Origin of the sequence: Enterobacter sp. HG048, assembly GCF_024702055.1 — a bacterium.
Taxonomy (GTDB): domain Bacteria; phylum Pseudomonadota; class Gammaproteobacteria; order Enterobacterales; family Enterobacteriaceae; genus Enterobacter; species Enterobacter dykesii.
Genome location: NZ_JANLIZ010000015.1, coordinates 82,686 through 101,628, shown reverse-complemented (window position 1 = coordinate 101,628; position 18,943 = coordinate 82,686). Strand labels below are relative to the sequence as shown.

Sequence of the window (18,943 nt, the reverse complement as noted above, 5' to 3'; positions counted from 1 at the left end):
ATGGCTATTGTTGATCTGAGCCAGCTCGCCGCGCCTGATGTCGTGGAGGAGGTGGATTATGAAACGCTGTTGGCAGAACGAAAGGCCACCTTTGTCTCCCTCTATCCGGAAGAGGAGCGAGAAGCGATTGCACGGACGCTGACGCTGGAATCCGAGCCGATTGTGAAGCTCCTGCAGGAGAATGCCTACCGGGAAGTTATCTGGCGCCAGCGGGTTAATGAGGCTGCGCGTGCGGTCATGCTGGCCTATGCCGCAGGCAGCGATCTGGACCAGATTGGGGCAAACGCTAATCTTGAGCGTCTGGTGATTACGCCTGCCGACGACACCACGTTTCCGCCCACGCCAGCGATCATGGAGTCCGATACCGACTTTCGTCTGCGCATTCAGCAGGCGCCGGAAGGGCTGAGCGTGGCCGGTTCAACAGGGGCGTATCAGTTCCATGGTCGCAGTGCAGATGGCCGGGTGGCGGACATTTCTGTGATCAGCCCACAGCCGGCGAACGTCACGGTCTCCGTGCTCTCCCGGGAGAATAACGGCGTAGCGTCTGAGGAACTGCTCGCTGTTGTTCGCAATGCGCTGAACGATGAGGACGTCAGGCCCGTCGCCGACCGCGTGACCGTCCAGTCGGCCAACATTGTCGACTACAACATTGAAGCATCGCTTTTCCTTTTTCCCGGCCCCGAAAGTGAACCGGTACTCAATGCGGCAAGAGCCCGATTACAGACCTACATCACGGCTCAGCATCGGCTGGGACGCGATATCCGCAAGTCAGCCATTTACGCTGCCCTTCACGTGGAAGGGGTGCAGCGGGTGGAGCTGACCGCACCCGCGGCTGACATCGTGCTTGATGAAACGCAGGCCTCATGGTGCAGCCACTACAGCGTAACCGTGGGGGGAAACGATGAGTAATACGCGTCTTCTACCGGTTGGCTCGTCACCGCTTGAAGTGGCGGCGGCGCGCGCCTGTGCGGACATCGAAAATACGCCGGTTCCGCTGCGTCATCTCTGGAACGCGGACACCTGCCCGGCAAATTTGCTGCCCTGGCTGGCGTGGGCGTTTTCGGTTGACCGCTGGGATGAAAACTGGCCAGAAGCCACCAAACGGGAGGTGATCCGCGCCGCGTGGTTTATTCATGCCCACAAGGGAACGATTGGCGCCGTGCGCCGCGTGGTGGAGCCGCTTGGCTATCTGATTAACGTCACCGAGTGGTGGCAAACCAACGATCCGCCCGGCACCTTCCGCCTTGATATCGGCGTGTTGGACACGGGCATCACCGAGGAAATGTATTACGAAATGGAGAGGCTTATCGCCGATGCGAAGCCTGCCAGCCGCCACCTTATTGGCCTGAATATCATCCAGGACATTCCGGGTTATCTCTATACCGGTGCCCTGAGCTATGACGGTGACATCATCACGGTTTATCCCGGATAAGTGAGAGCACAATGACAGTGAAATATAAAACGGTTATCACCAAAGCCGGTGCCGAAAAACTGGCTGCCGCGACCGTCCCGAACAAGAAGAAAGTGAATTTTACCGCGATGGCCGTGGGTGACGGTGGGGGGGCATTACCGGTGCCCGATGCCAGTCAGACGACACTCGTCAATGAGGTTTGGCGTCATGAGCTAAACAAAATCAGCCAGGACAGCAAGAATCAAAATTATGTGATCGCGGAGTTGCTCATTCCACCAGAAACCGGCGGTTTCTGGATGCGAGAAATGGGGCTTTACGATGATGCCGGCACGCTGATTGCCGTCGGTAACATGGCGGAAAGCTATAAGCCGCTGCTGGCCGAAGGGTCAGGCCGAGCACAGACCGTACGTATGGTGGTTATGGTGAGCAACATCGACTCAATCGAGCTTTCGATAGATACCTCACTGGTCATGGCAACACAGGATTATGTCGACGATAAGCTCGCAGAGCATGAGGAGTCACGCAGGCATCCTGATGCCACGACAAAGGATAAAGGGTTTACACAGCTCAGTAACGCAACCGACAGCGCGTCTGAGACGCTCGCTGCGACGTCGAAAGCGGTTAAGGCGGTATATGATCTTGCAACCGGAAAATACACGGCTCAGGACGCGACCACGGCGCAAAAGGGTATCGTCCAGCTCAGCAGCGCAACCGACAGCCCGTTTGAATCTCTTGCGGCCACACCAAAGGCCGTGAAGGCGGTCAGCGATGATATTAAAACGCTGAAAAACAGCCTCGGCGATGCTGCTTTTAGAAACATAGCTGAGAATGCTACAGGGGCATTAATTCCGGTAGGATATAAGGGGAATTTTAAATCCGAATGTAATCATGGGGTGCTTGATTTTGCGACATACCCATTTGTTGTAGGGGAAACATTGTTTATTGATGTACGTGGATGCACTAACAATCCACCGTTTCTGAATCAAGACTATTATTATATTAAGGTTATTTGTGCGACTAGCCCGGCGCAGGGAGGAAGGGTTAATAGGCCTTTAATTCAATTTGTAAGCTATACAAATTCGATACAGGTTCTAGCCATTCGCGAAGATGATGGTGTTAACATTGGATGGCGATATTTTAGCACTGTGCAATATGATTCTGGCAGTAAAACAGTTACGACGCCCGGTTCAATAAGAGCATTTAATGGCGCGACTGAACTTTCTCAAAATGCAATCTTTATCCGTGGCGAAAACAATAAGCATCTTTGGTTCTTTAGAGCTGATAATCAAGAGGCAGGACTTGTTTACGCTGGTGATGATAAAGTGCTTCGCTTGCGCGGTGGAGGTGGCCCTTCACTTAATATCTCTCCTGACGGAAGTGTCGTTGCAGGTGGTTACTTAGGTGCGCTCGCTGATATTCACTCAAATCGCAATATCAGTAGTGATGGATTTATTCAATCTGCTGCAGGGCTGTATGACACTCCCGGTGTGCGAGTATATTCGCCTAACAACCCGCCGCCAAAACAGGACTTGAGCCCTTATGCTACAACCGCATGGGTTCAGGGGAGTTTTGCGTCGTCTGCATGGACTATAGCAAATTTCCTGCAAGGAGGGCTCAGGCTTGCATCGCTGGGAGTCGCGACAAACGGAAATAATGATAATGAATTTGCATATGCACCTAACGGGACAGTGGTCACTGCTGTGCAGCAAAAAACGAATTACACAGCGGTACAATATCGCTCCCTTCAATATAACATCGGTGGAAACTGGTACACAGCGTGGGTGGCTTAATGACAATGCAATCAGGTGTATTCGAAAAATATAACCCGTTACACAAATGGGGAGATTATACTGCTGACAAAGTGGCTAAACTTTCACAGGAGGAACTTGAGCTATATTACATTGCGAAATCTCCTGGGGTGAACATTGTTTTTCTGAAAGATGAGTATGGCAATGATTGGTATCGTTGGTTAAAGACGCTTTCAAAAGAAACGCTTAAGATATCTTTTAATCCACAATCAAAAGAGATTATTCACTTTTCTTACGATGCTAGCGCTATTTTTCCTATTAATCAGATTGTCGTGGAAGTCGAGGCAGACAATGTGCCTGATGAATTCACAAATGCTGGAAATAATGCGCTAGGTGGCGCGTTTATTTTTGATGGCGGGAAGATAATCCTTGCTCCGGTGGATTATCGGGCAGAAGCACAACGAAAAAAACTGGAACTGTTAACTCAGGCAAATAATGCGATTACCATGCTTCAAGATGCGATTGAGCTAGATATGGCGACCGAGGAAGACGCTGCGAAGCTGCAGACGTGGAAAAAATTCCGTGTGTTATTGAGCCGTGTTGACGTGAGTAAACCGGACTGGCCTCCATTACCTGATACAGAGATAGGAGTCAGCAAGATCGTGCCATTGCCTGACTAAACCCAAACCCTCCATTCCGGAGGGTTTTTCGTTTGTTGTGTAATCCTTTCCCCAACCCCAATACGTCGCATCAATCGTACGCTCCACAGACAATAGCCTCACCACTAAACGAAGGAGTTACCGGATGGGCGACTATCACCACGGCGTGGAAGTTATCGAAATCAACGATGGCACCCGCACCATTTCCACCGTCTCGACGGCAATCATCGGCATGGTCTGTACGGCCAGCGATGCTGACGACAAGACATTTCCTTTAAACGAGCCCGTGCTCATTACCAACGTGCAAAACGCGATTGCGAAAGCCGGCAAGGCGGGAACGCTGTCCGCTTCTCTGCAGGCGATCGCCGACCAGTGCAAACCGGTTGTCGTGGTTGTTCGCGTGGCCGAAGGCACCGCTGAAACCCAGGAAGAGGCGCGCAAGCAGACCGTTTCCAACATCATCGGTACCACTGATGAAAACGGTAAATATACCGGCCTGAAGGCGCTTCTCACGGCGAAAACGGTAACCGGCGTTAAGCCGCGTATTCTCGGCGTGCCGGGGCTGGACTCTCAGGAAGTGGCGACCGCGCTGGCCGCCATGTGCCAGAGCCTGCGCGCGTTTGGCTATGTCAGCGCGTGGGGCTGTAAAACCATTTCTGAAGCAATTAACTACCGCAAAAATTTCAGCCAGCGCGAGCTGATGGTTATCCATCCTGATTTTCTGGCATGGGATACCAACACGAACGCAACGACGACGGCCTGGGCTACCGCCCGTGCGCTTGGCCTGCGCGCCAAAATCGACCAGACAATCGGCTGGCATAAAACCCTGTCAAACGTTGGCGTCAACGGCGTTACGGGCGTAAGCGCCTCTGTCTCCTGGGATCTGCAGGAACAGGCTACCGACGCGAACCTGCTTAACCAGGCGGGCGTCACCACGTTGATTCGCAACGACGGCTTCAAATTCTGGGGTAACCGTACCTGCTCTGACGACCCGTTATTCGTCTTTGAAAACTACACCCGTACCGCACAGGTGCTGGCCGATACCATGGCGGAAGCGCACGCGTGGGCGATGGATAAACCCATCACGCCAACGCTTATCCGCGACATCGTTTCCGGTATTAACGCCAAGTTCCGCGAGCTGAAAACCAACGGCTATATCGTCGACGGCTCCTGCTGGTATGACCCTGAGTCGAACGATGCAACAACCCTGAAAGCGGGGAAACTGTATATCGATTACGACTACACCCCCGTCCCGCCGCTGGAAAATCTGACCCTGCGCCAGCGCATCACCGACACCTATCTGGCAGACCTGTCAGATTCGGTTAACAGCTAAGGAGCTGAAGCATGGCGTTACCACGCAAACTTAAGTACCTGAATATGTTCAACGATGGCCTGAGCTATATGGGCGTTGTTGAGTCTGTGACCTTACCGAAGCTTACCCGCAAGCTGGAGAAGTATCGCGGCGGCGGTATGCCGGGCTCGGTCTCTGTCGACCTCGGCCTGGACGATGATGCCCTGGCGCTGGAGTGGACCGTTGGCGGTCTGCCGGACGCCGCGCTGTGGGCACAGTATGCCTCTCCGGGCGCGGACAGCGTGCCGCTGCGCTTTACCGGCTCTTATCAGCGCGATGACACCGGCGAAATCTCAGCCGTCGAAATCGTCATGCGCGGCCGTCATAAAGAATTTGATGGCGGTGAAAACAAGCAGGGCGAGAGCGGCACCACCAAGATGTCCACTGAGTGCGCTTACTACCAGCTGACCATTGATGGCAAAGAGATCATCGAAATCGACATCATCAACATGGTGCTCAAAGTCGATGGCGTCGATCGCCTGGCAGAACACCGTAAGGCCATCGGCCTGTAACCCTTTAACCGGCCGGGAGTACCGGCCGGTGAGTTAACTTTCAGAAGAGTAACGAAATGGAAAATATCAACGAGACTGCCATGAACGAAAGTGAAAACCCACATATCGTCACGCTTGATAGCCCCGTTCAGCGCGGCGAGCAAAAAATCGAAAAGGTGACCGTCGCAAAACCCAATGCGGGGACCCTGCGCGGCGTATCGCTGGCGTCGCTGGCGCAATCTGACGTTGATGCGCTGATTAAGGTGCTGCCGCGAATGACCTCGCCGGCGCTGACCGAGCATGAGGTTGCGCGCCTGGATGCCTGCGATCTGCTCTCTTTTGCAGGTAAGGTGATCGGTTTTTTGTCACCGGCTTCGGCTCGCTGAAATTTCCCGAAAATGTGTCGGTCGACGATCTGATGGCGGATATCGCGGTGATATTTCACTGGCCGCCGTCAGAACTGTACTCCCTTAGCGTGACCGAACTCCTCTTATGGCGCGAAAAAGCGCTGCAGCGAAGCGGAAACCACCATGAGTAATAATGTCAGTCTTCAGGAGCTGCTTAAGGCAGTTGACCGGGCAACCCGACCGCTTAACGCTCTCCAGAACGCCAGCCTCACTCTCGCGAGCGATATCCGCGATGTGCAGACGGCGCTGGGGGCGCTCGATGAGCAGGCGGGGCGTATTAACGGCTTCAGAAAAGCAAATGCCCGGCTCGCCACGACGGAGCAGTCGCTTGCTCAGGCGAAACAGCATGCCGCGGCGCTGGCGATGCAGTTTAAAAACACACAAAACCCCACCCAGGCGCAGGCTGATGCGCTGACTGCAGCCCGAAAATCTGCGGCCGATCTTAAGCTTGAGTACAACAGTTTACGCTACTCGGTACAGCGTCAGCGCACTGAACTCGCTCAGGCGGGAGTGAATACGCGCACGCTCTCGTCGGATGAACGTCGTTTAAAAAGTCACATCAGCGAAAAAACGCAGCAGCTTAACCGACAGCGGGAGGCGCTGGCCCGCGTCAATCAGCAGCAGGAGCGGCTGAGTACCGTTCAGAATCGCTACGAGTCAGGCAAACGCGTTACCGCGCGGGTGCGTCAGCTTGCGAATGCGGGCGTGGGCCTGGCAAAAGCGGGCTTTGACCAGACGTCCCGGTTTATGGCGCCTGGCATCAGCTTTGAAAAGCAGATGTCGGCCATTCAGGCAAACCTTGGCCTGGCGAAGGGGGATTCCCGGCTTGACGCCATTCGCCAGCAGGCGCGGGAGGTCAGTGCCAGGACCGGAGTACCTGCAGATACGGTCCTCCGGGCACAAACCGAACTGGCTCGTTCAGGCTATGACGCCGATGGGCTGCTTGCGGCCACCGCGCCAACGGTCAACCTCAGTCTGGCGGGGAGTGTCGACGCGGCTAAAGCCGCCGATATGATCGCCAGCACGCAGGCCGCGTATAGCCTGGCCGATGCGGATGCGGGACGCATCGCAGATGTGCTTACGCGCGGTTTTACCTCTTCGAATACCAGCCTTGCTGAGATGGTGGCGGCCGTCACCTCCGCTGCGCCCGCTGCGGATGCCGCCGGTATGGGGCTTGAAGAGACAACCGCGCTGCTGGGCGTTCTGGCAGAAAAAGGAATGAAAGGCGCTGCCGCAGGGGACGCGCTCAGCGCGATGTTGCGCCATGTTCAGACTCCGGATGCCATAAAAGCCGCGGGGGCGCTGGCTTCCGCTGCGGGTGATGGATCGCTTGATGAAAAACGCCAGCAGTTGCAGGGGGCAAAGGGCAGTACCGCGCTCGCGGCTTCCGTGCAGACCGATAATCTTGACGGTGATATCAACCGATTCCAGGCCGCGTGGAACGGGTTGAAGATTGATGTGTTTGATAAAGCGGATGGCGCTCTGCGCAACCTGATAACAACCGCAACCGGCTGGCTTGGCACGGCCTCCCTTTGGGTGAATGCCAACCCTGAGCTGACGCAGACCCTCGCCAGCATCGTTGTCGGCGCGCAGGCGTTTGCTGGCGTACTGGGCGGCGTAGGCACGGTCATCGGCCCGGTTCTGACGGGCGTCAATATGGTTATTACCGCGGCCGGGATGTTGGGAACGGTATTCAGCGTGGTGGGCGGCGCCATCATGACGGTGCTGGGCGCGCTTAGCTGGCCGGTGATTGCCCTTGGCGCGGCGATTGCTGCCGGCGCCTTACTGATTTTTAAATACTGGGAGCCCATCAGCGCCTTCTTTGGCGGGGTGATGGAAGGGCTTTCGACGGCTTTCGCACCGCTGGGTGCGCTGTTCTCACCGGTGATGGCGGTATTTGACTCTATCTCGGAGAAGCTGGGCGCTATCTGGCAATGGTTCACCGACTTGATTACGCCGATCAAGGCGACGCAGGAAACGCTGGATGGCTGTAAAAACGCTGGCGTGATTTTTGGTCAGGCGCTGGGCGATGCGTTAATGGCACCGCTTGATCTCTTTAATAGCCTGAGCGGCAAGGCCAGCTGGCTGCTGGAGAAACTCGGTCTTATCAAAAACGAGTCGGGCGATCTCGACGCCGCTGCGGCAAAAGCAGAAGCGGCATCCTCACCGGCGGGCAGCGCTTATATTCCGGGCGCTGGGATCTCTGGCGGCAGCCTGGAGTATCAGCCGACCATCGCTACTGGAGGACGCTCTTACGTCGATCAGAGTAAAAGCGAATATAACATCACGCTGCAGGGGAGCACGGCCTCCGGAACGGATCTGACGCGTCAAATCCGGGAGACGATAGATAACATTGAACAGGATAAAGCGAGACGGCAGCAATCCAGCTTTATGTATAGTTGAGGAGAGAGAAAATGTTAATGGTGCTGGGTCTGTTTGTCTTTGAACGACGTACCTTACCGTATCAGTCAATGATATTCACAAAAGACTACCGCTGGGCATCCAGCGCTCGCATCGGGAAACCCAAAGCCTGGCAGTACCTTGGCGAAGGTGAGACATCCTTTAGCCTCTCCGGCTTACTTTACCCGGAACTCACGGGAGGGCGGCTTTCACTCAAGGCGGTTGAGCTGATGGCAAATGAGGGCCGGGCATGGCCGTTGATAGACGGTACCGGCATCATTCACGGCATGTTTGTCATTGAGAAAGTCACCCACACGCATTCGGATTTTTACAGTGACGGTACCGCCCGAAAAATTGAGTTTACCCTGTCGCTAAAACGCGTGGACGAATCGCTGATGACGACGTTTGGCGACCTGCGAACGCAGGCCTCAGAGCTGGTGGAAAGCGCACGGAATAGCATTGGAGGGCTGGTGGGATGATCGCCGAAATGAATATCCGGGCGGGTGGAAAAATCGCCCCTGATTTTATGCTTAAGCTTGACGATCGTGATATCACGCAAAATTTCAGCCATCGTCTTATCAGTCTGACCATGACCGACAAACGGGGGCTGGAAGCCGATCAGCTGGATATTCTGCTGGATGATTCCGACGGGCTGCTGGACTTGCCTGCCCGGGGGGCAAGGCTCTCCTTATGGCTGGGATGGGAGGGAACTCCGCTCGAGGAGAAAGGGGACTTTACGATTGATGCGATTCATTTCCGGGGCGCGCCGGACACGCTGACCATCCAGGGATTCAGCGCAGATTTTCGTGGAAAGCTAAACGTGCGGCGCGAACAGTCGTGGCATGACACGACGATTGGCGCGATAGTCGATACCATCGCTCAGCGTAACCAGTTGACCGCCAGCGTCGCGTCGCGGCTTGCATCCATCGCCATCTCTCATATTGACCAGTCTCAGGAGACAGACGCGGCGTTCCTCTCCCGCCTTGCTGAACGTAATGGAGCATTTGTTTCAATCAAAGCCGGGAAGATTATCTTTATAAAAGCGGGCCAGGCCATGACGGCCAGCGGCACTCCGCTTTCCTTAATGATGATTGAACGTGGGGATGGAGATAAGCACCTTTTTTCCATAGCTGACCGTGAAAATTATTCCGGCGTAACGGCCAAATGGCTGCAAACGCGTGACCCCAAACAACAAAATCCTCAATTGAGTATTAATCGTCAGTCCGGAGGGCAGCAGACAGAAGCACTGCAGCACCCGGATGCCGCCGCACCGGTAGCGGGAACAGAAGGCAAGGAGCAGAAACCGCAAGAGAGGCTGGTGGGATCGGCGGAAAACGTATTTGAGCTCACCACGGTTTATGCCTCTGAAGAGCAGGCGCTCAGGGCCGCAGAGGCTAAGTGGCGAGCGCTTCAGCGGGGAACCGTGGGGTTTTCCATCCAGCTTGCGCTGGGACGCGCCGATCTGTTCCCCGAAACGCCCGTGCTGGTAAACGGTTTTAAACGCGTCATTGACGAGCAGGCGTGGATCATCAGCGAGGTGGTGCATACCCTCAACGATAGCGGGTTTACCACGCAGCTTAAGCTTGAGCTGAACGTCAGCGACGAAAAATTTACTGTTGATAGTGAGTAATGTAGTTGCTATTAGTTTTGTTTTGGGTATTATTGATTCACAAAATGTGAATTAAGTGGAGGGGTACATGTTTCATTGTCCTAAGTGCAAGCACTCTGCGCATGCGCGTACCAGTCGCTATCTCAGTGAAAATACCAAAGAGCGCTATCACCAGTGCACCAATGTGGACTGCAGCTGTACGTTCGTGACGATGGAGTCCGTAGAGCGCCTGATCGCGACCCCGGGCGCCTCTGAGCGTGTCCGAACGGCTTCGCTGAACCACGGTTAGCGGCTGCGTTACCGGCTCAAAAAACCAATAAAAAAGCCACTCAGTCGAGTGGCTTAATCATATGATTCTAAAACTAAAATTTGGTGGCCCCTGCTGGACTTGAACCAGCGACCAAGCGATTATGAGTCGCCTGCTCTAACCACTGAGCTAAGGGGCCGTGGCGGTGAATTATAAAGTAACTCCCCGCAGCAATCCAGCCATTCACACCTGCCTGCTGTTTTTATAAACAACGCATAATCAATCCTTTATACTTCCATAACGATGTATCAGCGGGAGTAAAGATGATCAACGATATTCTGGCCCCTGGCCTGCGGGTGGTGTTCTGCGGAATCAACCCGGGTAAGTCCTCGGCGCACACCGGTTTTCACTTTGCCCATCCGGGCAATCGCTTCTGGAAGGTGATCTACCAGGCCGGGTTTACCGACAGGCTACTCAAGCCCGAAGAGGAGCAGCATTTGCTGGACACGCGCTGCGGAATTACCATGCTGGTCGAGCGGCCTACGGTGCAGGCAAGTGAGGTCAACCTGCATGAGCTGCGCAGCGGCGGGCGGGAGCTGGTGAAGAAAATTGAAGACTACCAGCCGGCCGCGCTGGCGATCCTCGGCAAGCAGGCCTACGAGCAGGCGTTTAGCCAGCGCGGGGCTAAGTGGGGTAAGCAGAGCATCATGATTGGCGTTACGCAGGTGTGGGTGCTGCCAAACCCGAGCGGGCTCAACAGGGCGACGCTGGATAAGCTGGTGGAGGCGTATCGCGAGCTGGATGAGGCGCTGATGGTGCGGGGGCTTTAGGGTCTCTGCGGCCTGATGCCCTCGCCCTGACCCTCTCCCACAGGGAGAGAGAATACAGAAAAAAAAGCTCCCGATTGGGAGCTTTTTCACTGTCAGGACCGATTAATCGTCCAGGAAGCTACGCAGCACTTCAGAGCGGCTTGGATGACGCAGCTTACGCAGCGCCTTCGCTTCGATCTGACGGATACGTTCGCGGGTAACGTCGAACTGTTTACCCACTTCTTCCAGCGTGTGGTCGGTGTTCATATCAATACCGAAACGCATACGCAGGACTTTCGCTTCACGGGCGGTCAGGCCAGCCAGAACGTCGTGCGTCGCAGCGCGCAGGCTCTCGGTGGTCGCAGAGTCCAGCGGCAGCTCGAGGGTGGTATCCTCGATGAAATCACCCAGATGCGAATCTTCATCATCACCGATTGGTGTTTCCATGGAGATTGGCTCTTTGGCGATCTTCAGCACTTTACGGATCTTGTCTTCCGGCATCAGCATGCGCTCGGCCAGCTCTTCCGGCGTCGGCTCGCGGCCCATCTCCTGCAGCATCTGGCGGGAAATACGGTTGAGCTTGTTGATGGTCTCAATCATATGCACCGGAATACGGATGGTGCGCGCCTGATCCGCGATAGAGCGGGTGATAGCCTGACGGATCCACCAGGTTGCGTAGGTGGAGAACTTGTAACCACGACGGTATTCAAACTTATCAACTGCTTTCATCAGACCGATGTTGCCTTCCTGAATCAGATCCAGGAACTGCAGACCACGGTTGGTGTATTTCTTGGCGATAGAGATAACCAGACGCAAGTTAGCTTCAACCATCTCTTTCTTCGCACGGCGGGCTTTCGCTTCACCGATGGACATACGACGGTTGATGTCTTTAACCTGCTCGATGGTCAGGCCGGTCTCTTCTTCAATCTGATGCAGTTTCTGCAGGCCGCGATGCACATCGTCCTTCACGTCGTGCAGTTTTTCAGACCACGGCTTGTTCATCGCGATAGCCGCGTTGAACCAGGTTTCGCTGGTTTCGTTGCCGGTGAAGAGGGTGATGAAGTTCTTCTTCGGCATTTTGCACTGCTCAACGCACAGCTTCATGATGATGCGTTCCTGGGTACGTACGCGATCCATCATCACGCGCATGCTGTTCACCAGGTAGTCGAACTGTTTTGGCACCAGGCGGAACTGTTTGAATACTTCAGACAGCTTCAGGATTTCTTCCTGAGCGGCGGCATGGCTGCGGCCTTTCGCTTTGATGGTGTCACGCGTCACTTCGTACTGGGTACGCAGCTCGGCAAACTTCTCACGCGCCAGCTCCGGGTCGATGCTGTTGTCATCGTCCGCGGTGTCGTCGTCGCTCTCTTCCTCATCTTCGTCTTCGTCATCATCCATCTCTTCCTGAGACAGTTCAGAACCGACGTGAGTGGCGGTAGGCGCCATATCTTCTTCAGCGTTCGGGTCGACAAAACCGGTGATCAGGTCAGACAGGCGCGCTTCTTCCGCTTCAACGCGATCGTACTGCTCCAGCAGATAGGTGATCGCTTCCGGGTACTCGGCAACGGAGCACTGAACCTGGTTGATCCCGTCTTCGATGCGTTTTGCGATGTCAATTTCGCCTTCGCGGGTCAACAGTTCAACGGTACCCATTTCGCGCATGTACATGCGGACCGGGTCAGTGGTACGCCCGATTTCAGATTCCACGCTGGACAGTACCTGTGCAGCAGCTTCTTCCGCATCTTCGTCAGTGTTGTTGGAGGTTTCAGCCAGCAACAGATCATCGGCATCCGGTGCTTCTTCCATCACCTGAATGCCCATGTCATTGATCATTTGGATGATATCTTCGATTTGATCTGAATCGACGATATCTTCCGGCAGATGGTCATTGACCTCGGCATAGGTCAGATAGCCTTGCTCCTTACCACGTTGGACAAGAAGTTTCAGCTGTGACTGCGGGTTTTGCTCCATAAGACGGTATCCACACTTAATTCGTTTGATTGGTGTCGGCGATGGGGCTGCCAACCTTTAAAGCGAGGGCGTACTTATATTTTTGCCGCTGCCTCTCAGTGCGGCTGCCGGGGGCTTCCCGATCGATATTCGGCACTTAAGCCGTTAAATTTCTTTATTTCTTCGCCAGTTCCTGGTTAATCATCCAGAGCTCCCGGCGTTCTTCGCTGCTTAAACCGTGTGTGCGCTCGCGAGCAATCAACTCTTCCTGGCGCAGCTCAAGCATCGAATCAAACATATGGTTGAGTGAGTCGGTGAACGTTTTTTCTGCAATGTCCTTATCTGCTATATCGTCCCACATCGACAATTTTTCAAGGGTAGCGGCCTCTTTTGTGCCGCGATAATGCTCTAAAAGTTGTCCGGTGGTCAGACCTGGCTGAGACAAACACGTGTTGACCAGTTCTGAAAATAAGCCAAGCCCGGGCAATTTTTCGTGGTTTAAACCCGCCAGCGACGGCACCTGCGGTGCGAGCTCGGGGTTTTGGACCAGCAACCCTATCAGTATACGCATGGTTGTGCGTTTTAGCTGAGGCGCGGGGCGAACCGCACCGTTTTCAGCCTGTTTTGGCATTAAACGTTCAAGCTGGCTGTCATCCAGAATGCCGAGCTTGTTGCCTAACTCCTGACGCAGATAGATGCGCAGCGTTTCGCCGGGCACCTGGCTGATTAACGGCAGCGCCAGCGTGCTGAGCTGCGCGCGCCCGTCAGGGGTACTCAAATCGACCTGCGGCATCAGGCTGTTAAACAAAAACGTGGAGAGCGGCTGAGCCTGCTCCATCCGTGCTTCAAACGCCGCTTTGCCCTCTTTACGCACCAGCGTGTCCGGGTCTTCACCGTCGGGCAGAAACATAAAGCGTAGCTGACGCCCGTCGGTCATATAGGGTAGCGCGGTTTCCAGCGCGCGCCAGGCGGCGTCGCGTCCTGCGCGGTCACCGTCGTAACAGCAGATGACGTTGTTGGTCACCCTGAACAGCAGTTGAATATGATCGGCGGTGGTGGACGTCCCTAACGACGCAACCGCGTAGTTGATGTCGTACTGCGCCAGCGCAACGACGTCCATATAGCCTTCGACGACCAGAAGACGCGGAGGTTCCGCATTATTCTGCTGCGCCTCATAAAGGCCATACAGCTGGCGGCCCTTATGGAAAATATCGGTTTCCGGGGAGTTGAGGTATTTCGGCAGGGCATCACCCAGCACGCGACCACCAAAACCAATTACCCGGCCACGCTTGTCGCGGATCGGGAACATCACCCGTTCGCGGAAGCGGTCGTAGCTTCGTCCCTGGTCGTTGGTGACCAGCATGCCTGCATCGATGAGAGACTTACGATCTTCGCTATTGCCGCCAAAACGCTTTAACACGTTGTCCCAGCCGGGCGGGGCGTAACCAATAGCGAAACGCGCAATGACATCGTCGCTCAGTCCGCGCTTGTTCAGATACTGACGCGCAGGCTCAGCCGCAGAGTGCTTAAGAGACTGTTGGTAAAACGAATTCAGGCCATCCATCAGTTGATACAGCGTTTGCCGTTGATGGCGCTCGATCTGACTTGGCCCACTGCCTGCTTCATACGGCACTTCAAGGTTATGCATCGCCGCCAGCTCTTCGACGGTTTCAACGAACTCGAGCTTGTCGTAGTTCATTAAAAAATCAACGGCATTACCGTGAGCACCACAGCCGAAGCAATGGTAAAACTGCTTTTCACCGTTTACGGTGAAGGAGGGGGTTTTTTCGTTATGGAACGGACAGCACGCATGGTAGTTCTTGCCCTGTTTTTTCAGCTTTACCCGCGCGTCGATGAGATCGACGATGTCGGTTCTGGCAAGCAGGTCATTGATGAAAACGCGTGGGATTCTTCCGGCCATATGCCCCAAAATTTTAAGCGACTTATAAACGAAAACAAGCCGCGCATTCCTTCCGGAAGCACGGCCTTACGACTATTACTCTGTCTGTCAATTGAGGGCTGAGGCCCTCAACCAATTAGTACAGACGAGTACGGCGTGCGTTTTCGCGAGCCAGTTTCTTCGCGTGACGTTTCACAGCGGAAGCTTTAGCGCGCTTACGTTCGGTCGTTGGTTTTTCATAAAACTCACGACGACGAACTTCAGCCAGAACACCTGCTTTCTCGCATGAACGTTTGAAGCGACGCAGTGCTACGTCGAACGGCTCGTTTTCACGTACTTTAATTACCGGCATGTAACTCTCACCTTTAATAAATTCGGTTTGCCGCTGGCATCAACGCCAGCTTATTTCAAAATGGTGCGGAATTTTACTGCAAATGCTGCTGCTTTGTAAAGCACCGATGCGATTTTGAAAGGGACTTTAATAAGGGTGAGGAGTATACACGAGCCTTCTTCCTGGGGCGAACAAAGTTTTACATCAACCCGCCCAGGCTCTACACTGCGCGGTATTGAAACGAGGTAAAACAAGTCATGCGTGTACTGGGTATTGAAACATCCTGCGATGAAACCGGCATCGCCATTTACGACGACGAAAAAGGACTTCTGGCCAACCAGCTGTATAGTCAGGTGAAATTGCACGCTGACTACGGTGGCGTCGTACCTGAACTGGCCTCTCGTGACCACGTGCGTAAAACGGTTCCCCTGATCCAGGCGGCGCTGAAAGAGGCCGGGTTGAGCTCAACCGATATTGATGCCGTGGCCTATACCGCAGGCCCGGGCCTGGTCGGCGCGCTGCTGGTCGGCGCGACGGTTGGCCGTTCGCTGGCGTTTGCGTGGGATGTGCCGGCGATCCCGGTTCACCATATGGAAGGGCATCTTCTGGCGCCGATGCTGGAAGAGAATCCGCCTGAATTTCCGTTTGTGGCGCTGCTGGTCTCCGGCGGCCATACGCAGCTGATTAGCGTAACGGGCATTGGCAAGTATGAGCTGCTGGGCGAGTCAATCGACGACGCCGCCGGGGAAGCGTTCGATAAAACCGCCAAGCTGCTGGGCCTGGATTATCCGGGCGGCCCGATGCTGTCCAAAATGGCGTCGCAGGGAACAGAAGGGCGCTTTGTCTTCCCGCGTCCGATGACCGACCGTCCAGGGCTGGATTTCAGCTTCTCCGGGCTGAAAACCTTCGCGGCGAATACGATTCGCAATAACGATGACAGCGAGCAGACCCGCGCCGATATCGCCCGCGCGTTCGAAGATGCGGTGGTGGACACGCTGATGATCAAGTGCAAGCGCGCGCTGGATCAGACCGGCTTTAAGCGTCTGGTGATGGCGGGTGGCGTGAGCGCTAACCGCACGCTGCGCGCGAAGCTCGCCGAGATGATGCAAAAGCGTCGCGGGGAAGTGTTCTATGCGCGTCCGGAATTCTGCACCGACAACGGCGCGATGATCGCTTACGCGGGAATGGTGCGCCTGAATGCGGGCGCAACGTCCGACCTCAGCGTATCCGTGCGTCCGCGCTGGCCGCTGGCGGAACTACCGGAGGCGTAATTCCTCACCCTAGCCCTCTCCCAAAGGGAGAGGGGATCGTTTGATTACACCCGCAGCATCCCTTTCTCTTCCAGAAACGCAATAATCGTCGCTAACCCGTCACCCGCCTTCAGGTTGGTAAACGTCCACGGACGATCGCCGCGCATGCGGTTAGTGTCGCGCTCCATCACCTCCAGCGACGCGCCGACGTACGGCGCGAGGTCGGTTTTATTGATCACCAGAAAATCGGATTTGGTGATCCCCGGCCCGCCCTTGCGCGGGATTTTTTCCCCTTCGGCCACGTCGATCACGTAAATGGTCAGATCCGCCAGCTCCGGGCTGAACGTCGCGCTCAGGTTGTCTCCGCCGCTTTCAACGAAGATCAGATCCAGATTGCCGAACTTCTCGCTGAGCGCTTCCACCGCCGCCAGGTTCATCGAGGCATCTTCGCGGATGGCAGTATGCGGACAGCCTCCCGTCTCCACGCCGACGATGCGTTCTGGCTCCAGCGCGCCCGCCTCGGTCAGGATGCGCTGATCCTCTTTGGTGTAAATATCGTTAGTGACCACCGCCAGGTGATACGTGTCGCGCATCGCCTTGCAGAGCGCTTCCAGCAGCGCGGTTTTGCCCGACCCTACCGGGCCGCCCACGCCCACGCGCAGGGGATGTTTGTAATCAACCATGTTGACTCCTCAGGAACGGAATAGTCGTGAATATTGAGTTTCGTGGCGCGCGGAGGCGATGGCGGACAGCGGCGTCGCTGCCCCCAGCGCGTCGTCGCTACGCAAAAATGCCTGTTCAAGCCCGGCGGCGTAATGGTCGCCCAGTTCGATAATCAGCTGCTGTGCGGCCTGTTGCCCAAACGGCACCAGCTTGACGCCCGCCATCACCGCGCTCTCTATCCAGCTGTAGCCCAGGCTCAGCGCCAGTTCGTGCGCGCTAATGCCCCAGCGCACGCCGAGCCAGGCCATACCGCAGAGCTGGCTTTGCATAAACAGCGGCAGCCATTCGGGCGGACAGTCAGGTTCCCAGCTCTTAATCAGGCGCGTAAACGCCGCCCCGCGATTGCGCTCCTCTTCGCGCAGCTCGCGCGTTTCCCGGCAGGCGAGAAGGTATGCCGTCCAGCGTTTGGCCATCGGCAGATCCTGCTGCTCGCAGGCCCGGAATAGCCGAATAAACAGCGGCAGGTCGACGCAGAAAAAGCTCTGCTCCATCTGCTGGATTTGCCAGCGTTTGAACGCGTCGGCGTTAGTGACCCAGCCTGCCTCAACGGCCCACTCCAGCCCCTGCGACCAGGTAAACGACCCGACCGGCAGGCTGCTGCTGGATAGCTGCATCAGGCGCAGCCTCTGGCGGGCGTGCTCCATCAGCTCATCAGCGCCAGCAGGGCAGAGACGATCAGCCCGCCGCCGAAGGTCTTACGCAGGCCGTCGTGACGGCGCAGCAGCAGCCCCGCGGCAAAGCTGGCGCACAGCACCGTGGCGCTGGCGAGCATAAAGCCACTGGTGAAGAGCCAGAAGCTGTGGCCGGACATCTCCACGCCGTGCGCCCAGCCGTGGAACATCGCCAGGGCAGGCACCGCCAGCAGCAGACGGTTTTCAGTTTTAAACATCATCACGCCGGATACCGCCAGCGAGGCGATAATCAGCATCTCCATGCCGCTGAAGCCGCCGAGCAGGCTGCCCGCAATGGCGCCGACAAGCATCATCCCGAGGGTGGCAAACGGCAGCAGGAGTTTGCGGCCGCTCAGGGCCGAGAGCACGCCCGCACCGGTTAGCATCAGCAGGTGATCGAGCCCGGTCAGCGGATGAAGAAAACCGGCCTGGAAGCTGTCGGTTCCGTGGCCGGGATGCGCGAGCGCGGGAACGGAAAAAGCCAGCAGTAACAGCGGTAAATACTTGCGCATGATGGATCCTTAATGTGAATGAGCGTGAGAATGGCTGTGGCTGTGGGCATCGCTGGCGTAAGCGCCCGCTTCCGGTTCAAACGGCAGGCTGGCGTAGGCCACCTCCAGACCGAACTGGCGCAGCATGTCGTCGAGAACGTGGTCGTGGTGATAGCGCAGCTCGCCGGGCATGATTTGCAGCGGTACGTGGCGGTTGCCCAGGTGATAGCAGGCGCGTGCGAGCAGGAACGGATCGGCGCAGCGCACCACGGAAACCGACTCCGGGGCGGCGATCACTTCGATGACCTCGCTGCCGTCGTCGGTAGTCAGCAGGTCGCCCCCGCGCAGCAGCAGGCCGCGCGGCAGCATCAGCCCTGCTTCGCGACCGTCGTTCAGCGATACGCGGGCGCGGCTTTTCACCCGCACGTCAATCGGCAGCGTGACGCTGGCGGTAATCGGATGCGCGTGGTCCAGGCGCTGGGTTAAATAGATCAT

Annotated in this window: 21 protein-coding genes and 1 tRNA gene; 14 read left to right on the top strand and 8 right to left on the bottom strand. The window is 56.0% G+C overall.

Translation table 11 applies throughout. From position 1 onward, the window contains the following. The 12 genes from NUX24_RS16905 to NUX24_RS16850 all read left to right on the top strand — a co-directional run bounded on the left by NUX24_RS16905 (position 1) and on the right by NUX24_RS16850 (position 10,365). Positions 1-909 carry a baseplate assembly protein gene (locus tag NUX24_RS16905; RefSeq protein ID WP_126329247.1) on the top strand — a complete coding sequence of 303 codons (909 nt, stop codon included), beginning with the start codon at positions 1-3 and terminating at the stop codon, positions 907-909. Further along, the gene (locus tag NUX24_RS16900; RefSeq protein WP_126329248.1) at positions 902-1,432 is read left to right on the top strand and encodes a phage tail protein I; all 531 of its coding nucleotides are present in this window, start codon (positions 902-904) and stop codon (positions 1,430-1,432) included. Before NUX24_RS16905 ends, NUX24_RS16900 begins: the two co-directional genes overlap by 8 nt. A gap of 11 nt (positions 1,433-1,443) precedes the next feature. Then, complete coding sequence (locus tag NUX24_RS16895; RefSeq protein WP_257832971.1) at positions 1,444-3,201, top strand: phage tail protein; 1,758 nt, start codon at positions 1,444-1,446, stop codon at positions 3,199-3,201. Further along, complete coding sequence (locus NUX24_RS16890) at positions 3,201-3,839, top strand: tail fiber assembly protein (protein ID WP_257832969.1); 639 nt, start codon at positions 3,201-3,203, stop codon at positions 3,837-3,839. The genes NUX24_RS16895 and NUX24_RS16890 overlap by 1 nt, the downstream gene beginning before the upstream one ends. Before the next feature lie 124 nt (positions 3,840-3,963). Then, the gene (locus NUX24_RS16885; protein ID WP_257832967.1) at positions 3,964-5,151 is read left to right on the top strand and encodes a phage tail sheath protein; all 1,188 of its coding nucleotides are present in this window, start codon (positions 3,964-3,966) and stop codon (positions 5,149-5,151) included. Positions 5,152-5,162: 11 nt separating this feature from the next. Further along, positions 5,163-5,681 carry a phage major tail tube protein gene (locus NUX24_RS16880; RefSeq protein ID WP_023309235.1) on the top strand — a complete coding sequence of 173 codons (519 nt, stop codon included), beginning with the start codon at positions 5,163-5,165 and terminating at the stop codon, positions 5,679-5,681. A 56-nt stretch (positions 5,682-5,737) separates the two neighbouring features. After that, on the top strand, positions 5,738-6,046 hold the full coding sequence (locus tag NUX24_RS16875) for a phage tail assembly protein (RefSeq protein ID WP_023309234.1): 309 nt from the start codon (positions 5,738-5,740) through the stop codon (positions 6,044-6,046). A 32-nt stretch (positions 6,047-6,078) separates the two neighbouring features. Beyond that, on the top strand, positions 6,079-6,198 hold the full coding sequence (locus NUX24_RS16870) for a GpE family phage tail protein (RefSeq protein WP_023616176.1): 120 nt from the start codon (positions 6,079-6,081) through the stop codon (positions 6,196-6,198). Continuing rightward, positions 6,191-8,470 (top strand): phage tail tape measure protein, encoded by a 2,280-nt coding sequence (locus NUX24_RS16865; RefSeq protein ID WP_257832964.1) that lies wholly within the window; start codon positions 6,191-6,193, stop codon positions 8,468-8,470. The genes NUX24_RS16870 and NUX24_RS16865 overlap by 8 nt, the downstream gene beginning before the upstream one ends. A gap of 11 nt (positions 8,471-8,481) precedes the next feature. After that, entirely contained in the window at positions 8,482-8,946 is a 465-nt protein-coding gene (locus NUX24_RS16860; protein WP_023309232.1) for a phage tail protein, read from the top strand. After that, complete coding sequence (locus NUX24_RS16855) at positions 8,943-10,097, top strand: phage late control D family protein (protein ID WP_257832962.1); 1,155 nt, start codon at positions 8,943-8,945, stop codon at positions 10,095-10,097. Before NUX24_RS16860 ends, NUX24_RS16855 begins: the two co-directional genes overlap by 4 nt. A gap of 67 nt (positions 10,098-10,164) precedes the next feature. Then, complete coding sequence (locus NUX24_RS16850) at positions 10,165-10,365, top strand: ogr/Delta-like zinc finger family protein (protein WP_029741756.1); 201 nt, start codon at positions 10,165-10,167, stop codon at positions 10,363-10,365. A gap of 81 nt (positions 10,366-10,446) precedes the next feature. Here NUX24_RS16850 and NUX24_RS16845 read toward each other — a convergent pair. Beyond that, positions 10,447-10,522 (bottom strand) — tRNA-Ile (locus NUX24_RS16845). Between the two features lie 124 nt (positions 10,523-10,646). On the opposite strand from NUX24_RS16845, the gene mug reads away from it, so the two are divergent. Further along, positions 10,647-11,153: a G/U mismatch-specific DNA glycosylase gene (gene mug, locus NUX24_RS16840; protein WP_008503183.1), complete on the top strand. Its 507-nt coding sequence runs from the start codon at positions 10,647-10,649 to the stop codon at positions 11,151-11,153. Positions 11,154-11,255: 102 nt separating this feature from the next. Here mug and rpoD read toward each other — a convergent pair whose 3' ends face one another. From rpoD to rpsU, 3 genes are all read right to left on the bottom strand, one after another. Beyond that, positions 11,256-13,103 (bottom strand): RNA polymerase sigma factor RpoD, encoded by a 1,848-nt coding sequence (gene rpoD, locus NUX24_RS16835; protein WP_023309228.1) that lies wholly within the window; start codon positions 13,101-13,103, stop codon positions 11,256-11,258. Between the two features lie 154 nt (positions 13,104-13,257). Continuing rightward, complete coding sequence (dnaG, locus tag NUX24_RS16830; RefSeq protein WP_023333458.1) at positions 13,258-15,003, bottom strand: DNA primase; 1,746 nt, start codon at positions 15,001-15,003, stop codon at positions 13,258-13,260. Between the two features lie 115 nt (positions 15,004-15,118). Beyond that, the gene (rpsU, locus tag NUX24_RS16825) at positions 15,119-15,334 is read right to left on the bottom strand and encodes a 30S ribosomal protein S21 (RefSeq protein WP_001144069.1); all 216 of its coding nucleotides are present in this window, start codon (positions 15,332-15,334) and stop codon (positions 15,119-15,121) included. Between the two features lie 236 nt (positions 15,335-15,570). Between rpsU and tsaD the strand changes: the two genes are divergently transcribed. After that, positions 15,571-16,584: a tRNA (adenosine(37)-N6)-threonylcarbamoyltransferase complex transferase subunit TsaD gene (gene tsaD / locus NUX24_RS16820; RefSeq protein ID WP_024906472.1), complete on the top strand. Its 1,014-nt coding sequence runs from the start codon at positions 15,571-15,573 to the stop codon at positions 16,582-16,584. A gap of 44 nt (positions 16,585-16,628) precedes the next feature. Here tsaD and ureG read toward each other — a convergent pair whose 3' ends face one another. From ureG to ureE, 4 genes are read right to left on the bottom strand one after another with little or no spacing between them, the layout of a single operon-like run. After that, on the bottom strand, positions 16,629-17,246 hold the full coding sequence (ureG, locus tag NUX24_RS16815; RefSeq protein WP_257832956.1) for an urease accessory protein UreG: 618 nt from the start codon (positions 17,244-17,246) through the stop codon (positions 16,629-16,631). 9 nt (positions 17,247-17,255) lie between these two features. Further along, the gene (locus tag NUX24_RS16810; RefSeq protein WP_257832954.1) at positions 17,256-17,930 is read right to left on the bottom strand and encodes an urease accessory protein UreF; all 675 of its coding nucleotides are present in this window, start codon (positions 17,928-17,930) and stop codon (positions 17,256-17,258) included. Continuing rightward, a complete protein-coding gene (locus NUX24_RS16805) occupies positions 17,930-18,469 on the bottom strand; it encodes a HupE/UreJ family protein (RefSeq protein WP_029741751.1) in 540 nt (179 codons plus the stop codon). Before NUX24_RS16805 ends, NUX24_RS16810 begins: the two co-directional genes overlap by 1 nt. A 9-nt stretch (positions 18,470-18,478) precedes the next feature. Further along, entirely contained in the window at positions 18,479-18,943 is a 465-nt protein-coding gene (gene ureE / locus NUX24_RS16800) for an urease accessory protein UreE (protein WP_194401784.1), read from the bottom strand.

What these genes read in the sequence shown, in the direction of transcription:
- ureE (WP_194401784.1), bottom strand. Translation starts at nt 18,943, where the DNA reads ATGATCTATTTAACCCAGCGCCTGGACCACGCGCATCCGATTACCGCC.
- mug (WP_008503183.1), top strand. Translation starts at nt 10,647, where the DNA reads ATGATCAACGATATTCTGGCCCCTGGCCTGCGGGTGGTGTTCTGCGGA.
- ureG (WP_257832956.1), bottom strand. Translation starts at nt 17,246, where the DNA reads ATGGTTGATTACAAACATCCCCTGCGCGTGGGCGTGGGCGGCCCGGTA.
- NUX24_RS16880 (WP_023309235.1), top strand. Translation starts at nt 5,163, where the DNA reads ATGGCGTTACCACGCAAACTTAAGTACCTGAATATGTTCAACGATGGC.
- NUX24_RS16805 (WP_029741751.1), bottom strand. Translation starts at nt 18,469, where the DNA reads ATGCGCAAGTATTTACCGCTGTTACTGCTGGCTTTTTCCGTTCCCGCG.
- NUX24_RS16860 (WP_023309232.1), top strand. Translation starts at nt 8,482, where the DNA reads ATGTTAATGGTGCTGGGTCTGTTTGTCTTTGAACGACGTACCTTACCG.
- NUX24_RS16890 (WP_257832969.1), top strand. Translation starts at nt 3,201, where the DNA reads ATGACAATGCAATCAGGTGTATTCGAAAAATATAACCCGTTACACAAA.
- NUX24_RS16905 (WP_126329247.1), top strand. Translation starts at nt 1, where the DNA reads ATGGCTATTGTTGATCTGAGCCAGCTCGCCGCGCCTGATGTCGTGGAG.
- NUX24_RS16900 (WP_126329248.1), top strand. Translation starts at nt 902, where the DNA reads ATGAGTAATACGCGTCTTCTACCGGTTGGCTCGTCACCGCTTGAAGTG.
- rpsU (WP_001144069.1), bottom strand. Translation starts at nt 15,334, where the DNA reads ATGCCGGTAATTAAAGTACGTGAAAACGAGCCGTTCGACGTAGCACTG.
- NUX24_RS16885 (WP_257832967.1), top strand. Translation starts at nt 3,964, where the DNA reads ATGGGCGACTATCACCACGGCGTGGAAGTTATCGAAATCAACGATGGC.
- dnaG (WP_023333458.1), bottom strand. Translation starts at nt 15,003, where the DNA reads ATGGCCGGAAGAATCCCACGCGTTTTCATCAATGACCTGCTTGCCAGA.
- NUX24_RS16810 (WP_257832954.1), bottom strand. Translation starts at nt 17,930, where the DNA reads ATGGAGCACGCCCGCCAGAGGCTGCGCCTGATGCAGCTATCCAGCAGC.
- NUX24_RS16895 (WP_257832971.1), top strand. Translation starts at nt 1,444, where the DNA reads ATGACAGTGAAATATAAAACGGTTATCACCAAAGCCGGTGCCGAAAAA.
- rpoD (WP_023309228.1), bottom strand. Translation starts at nt 13,103, where the DNA reads ATGGAGCAAAACCCGCAGTCACAGCTGAAACTTCTTGTCCAACGTGGT.
- NUX24_RS16870 (WP_023616176.1), top strand. Translation starts at nt 6,079, where the DNA reads ATGGCGGATATCGCGGTGATATTTCACTGGCCGCCGTCAGAACTGTAC.
- NUX24_RS16850 (WP_029741756.1), top strand. Translation starts at nt 10,165, where the DNA reads ATGTTTCATTGTCCTAAGTGCAAGCACTCTGCGCATGCGCGTACCAGT.
- NUX24_RS16875 (WP_023309234.1), top strand. Translation starts at nt 5,738, where the DNA reads ATGGAAAATATCAACGAGACTGCCATGAACGAAAGTGAAAACCCACAT.
- NUX24_RS16855 (WP_257832962.1), top strand. Translation starts at nt 8,943, where the DNA reads ATGATCGCCGAAATGAATATCCGGGCGGGTGGAAAAATCGCCCCTGAT.
- tsaD (WP_024906472.1), top strand. Translation starts at nt 15,571, where the DNA reads ATGCGTGTACTGGGTATTGAAACATCCTGCGATGAAACCGGCATCGCC.
- NUX24_RS16865 (WP_257832964.1), top strand. Translation starts at nt 6,191, where the DNA reads ATGAGTAATAATGTCAGTCTTCAGGAGCTGCTTAAGGCAGTTGACCGG.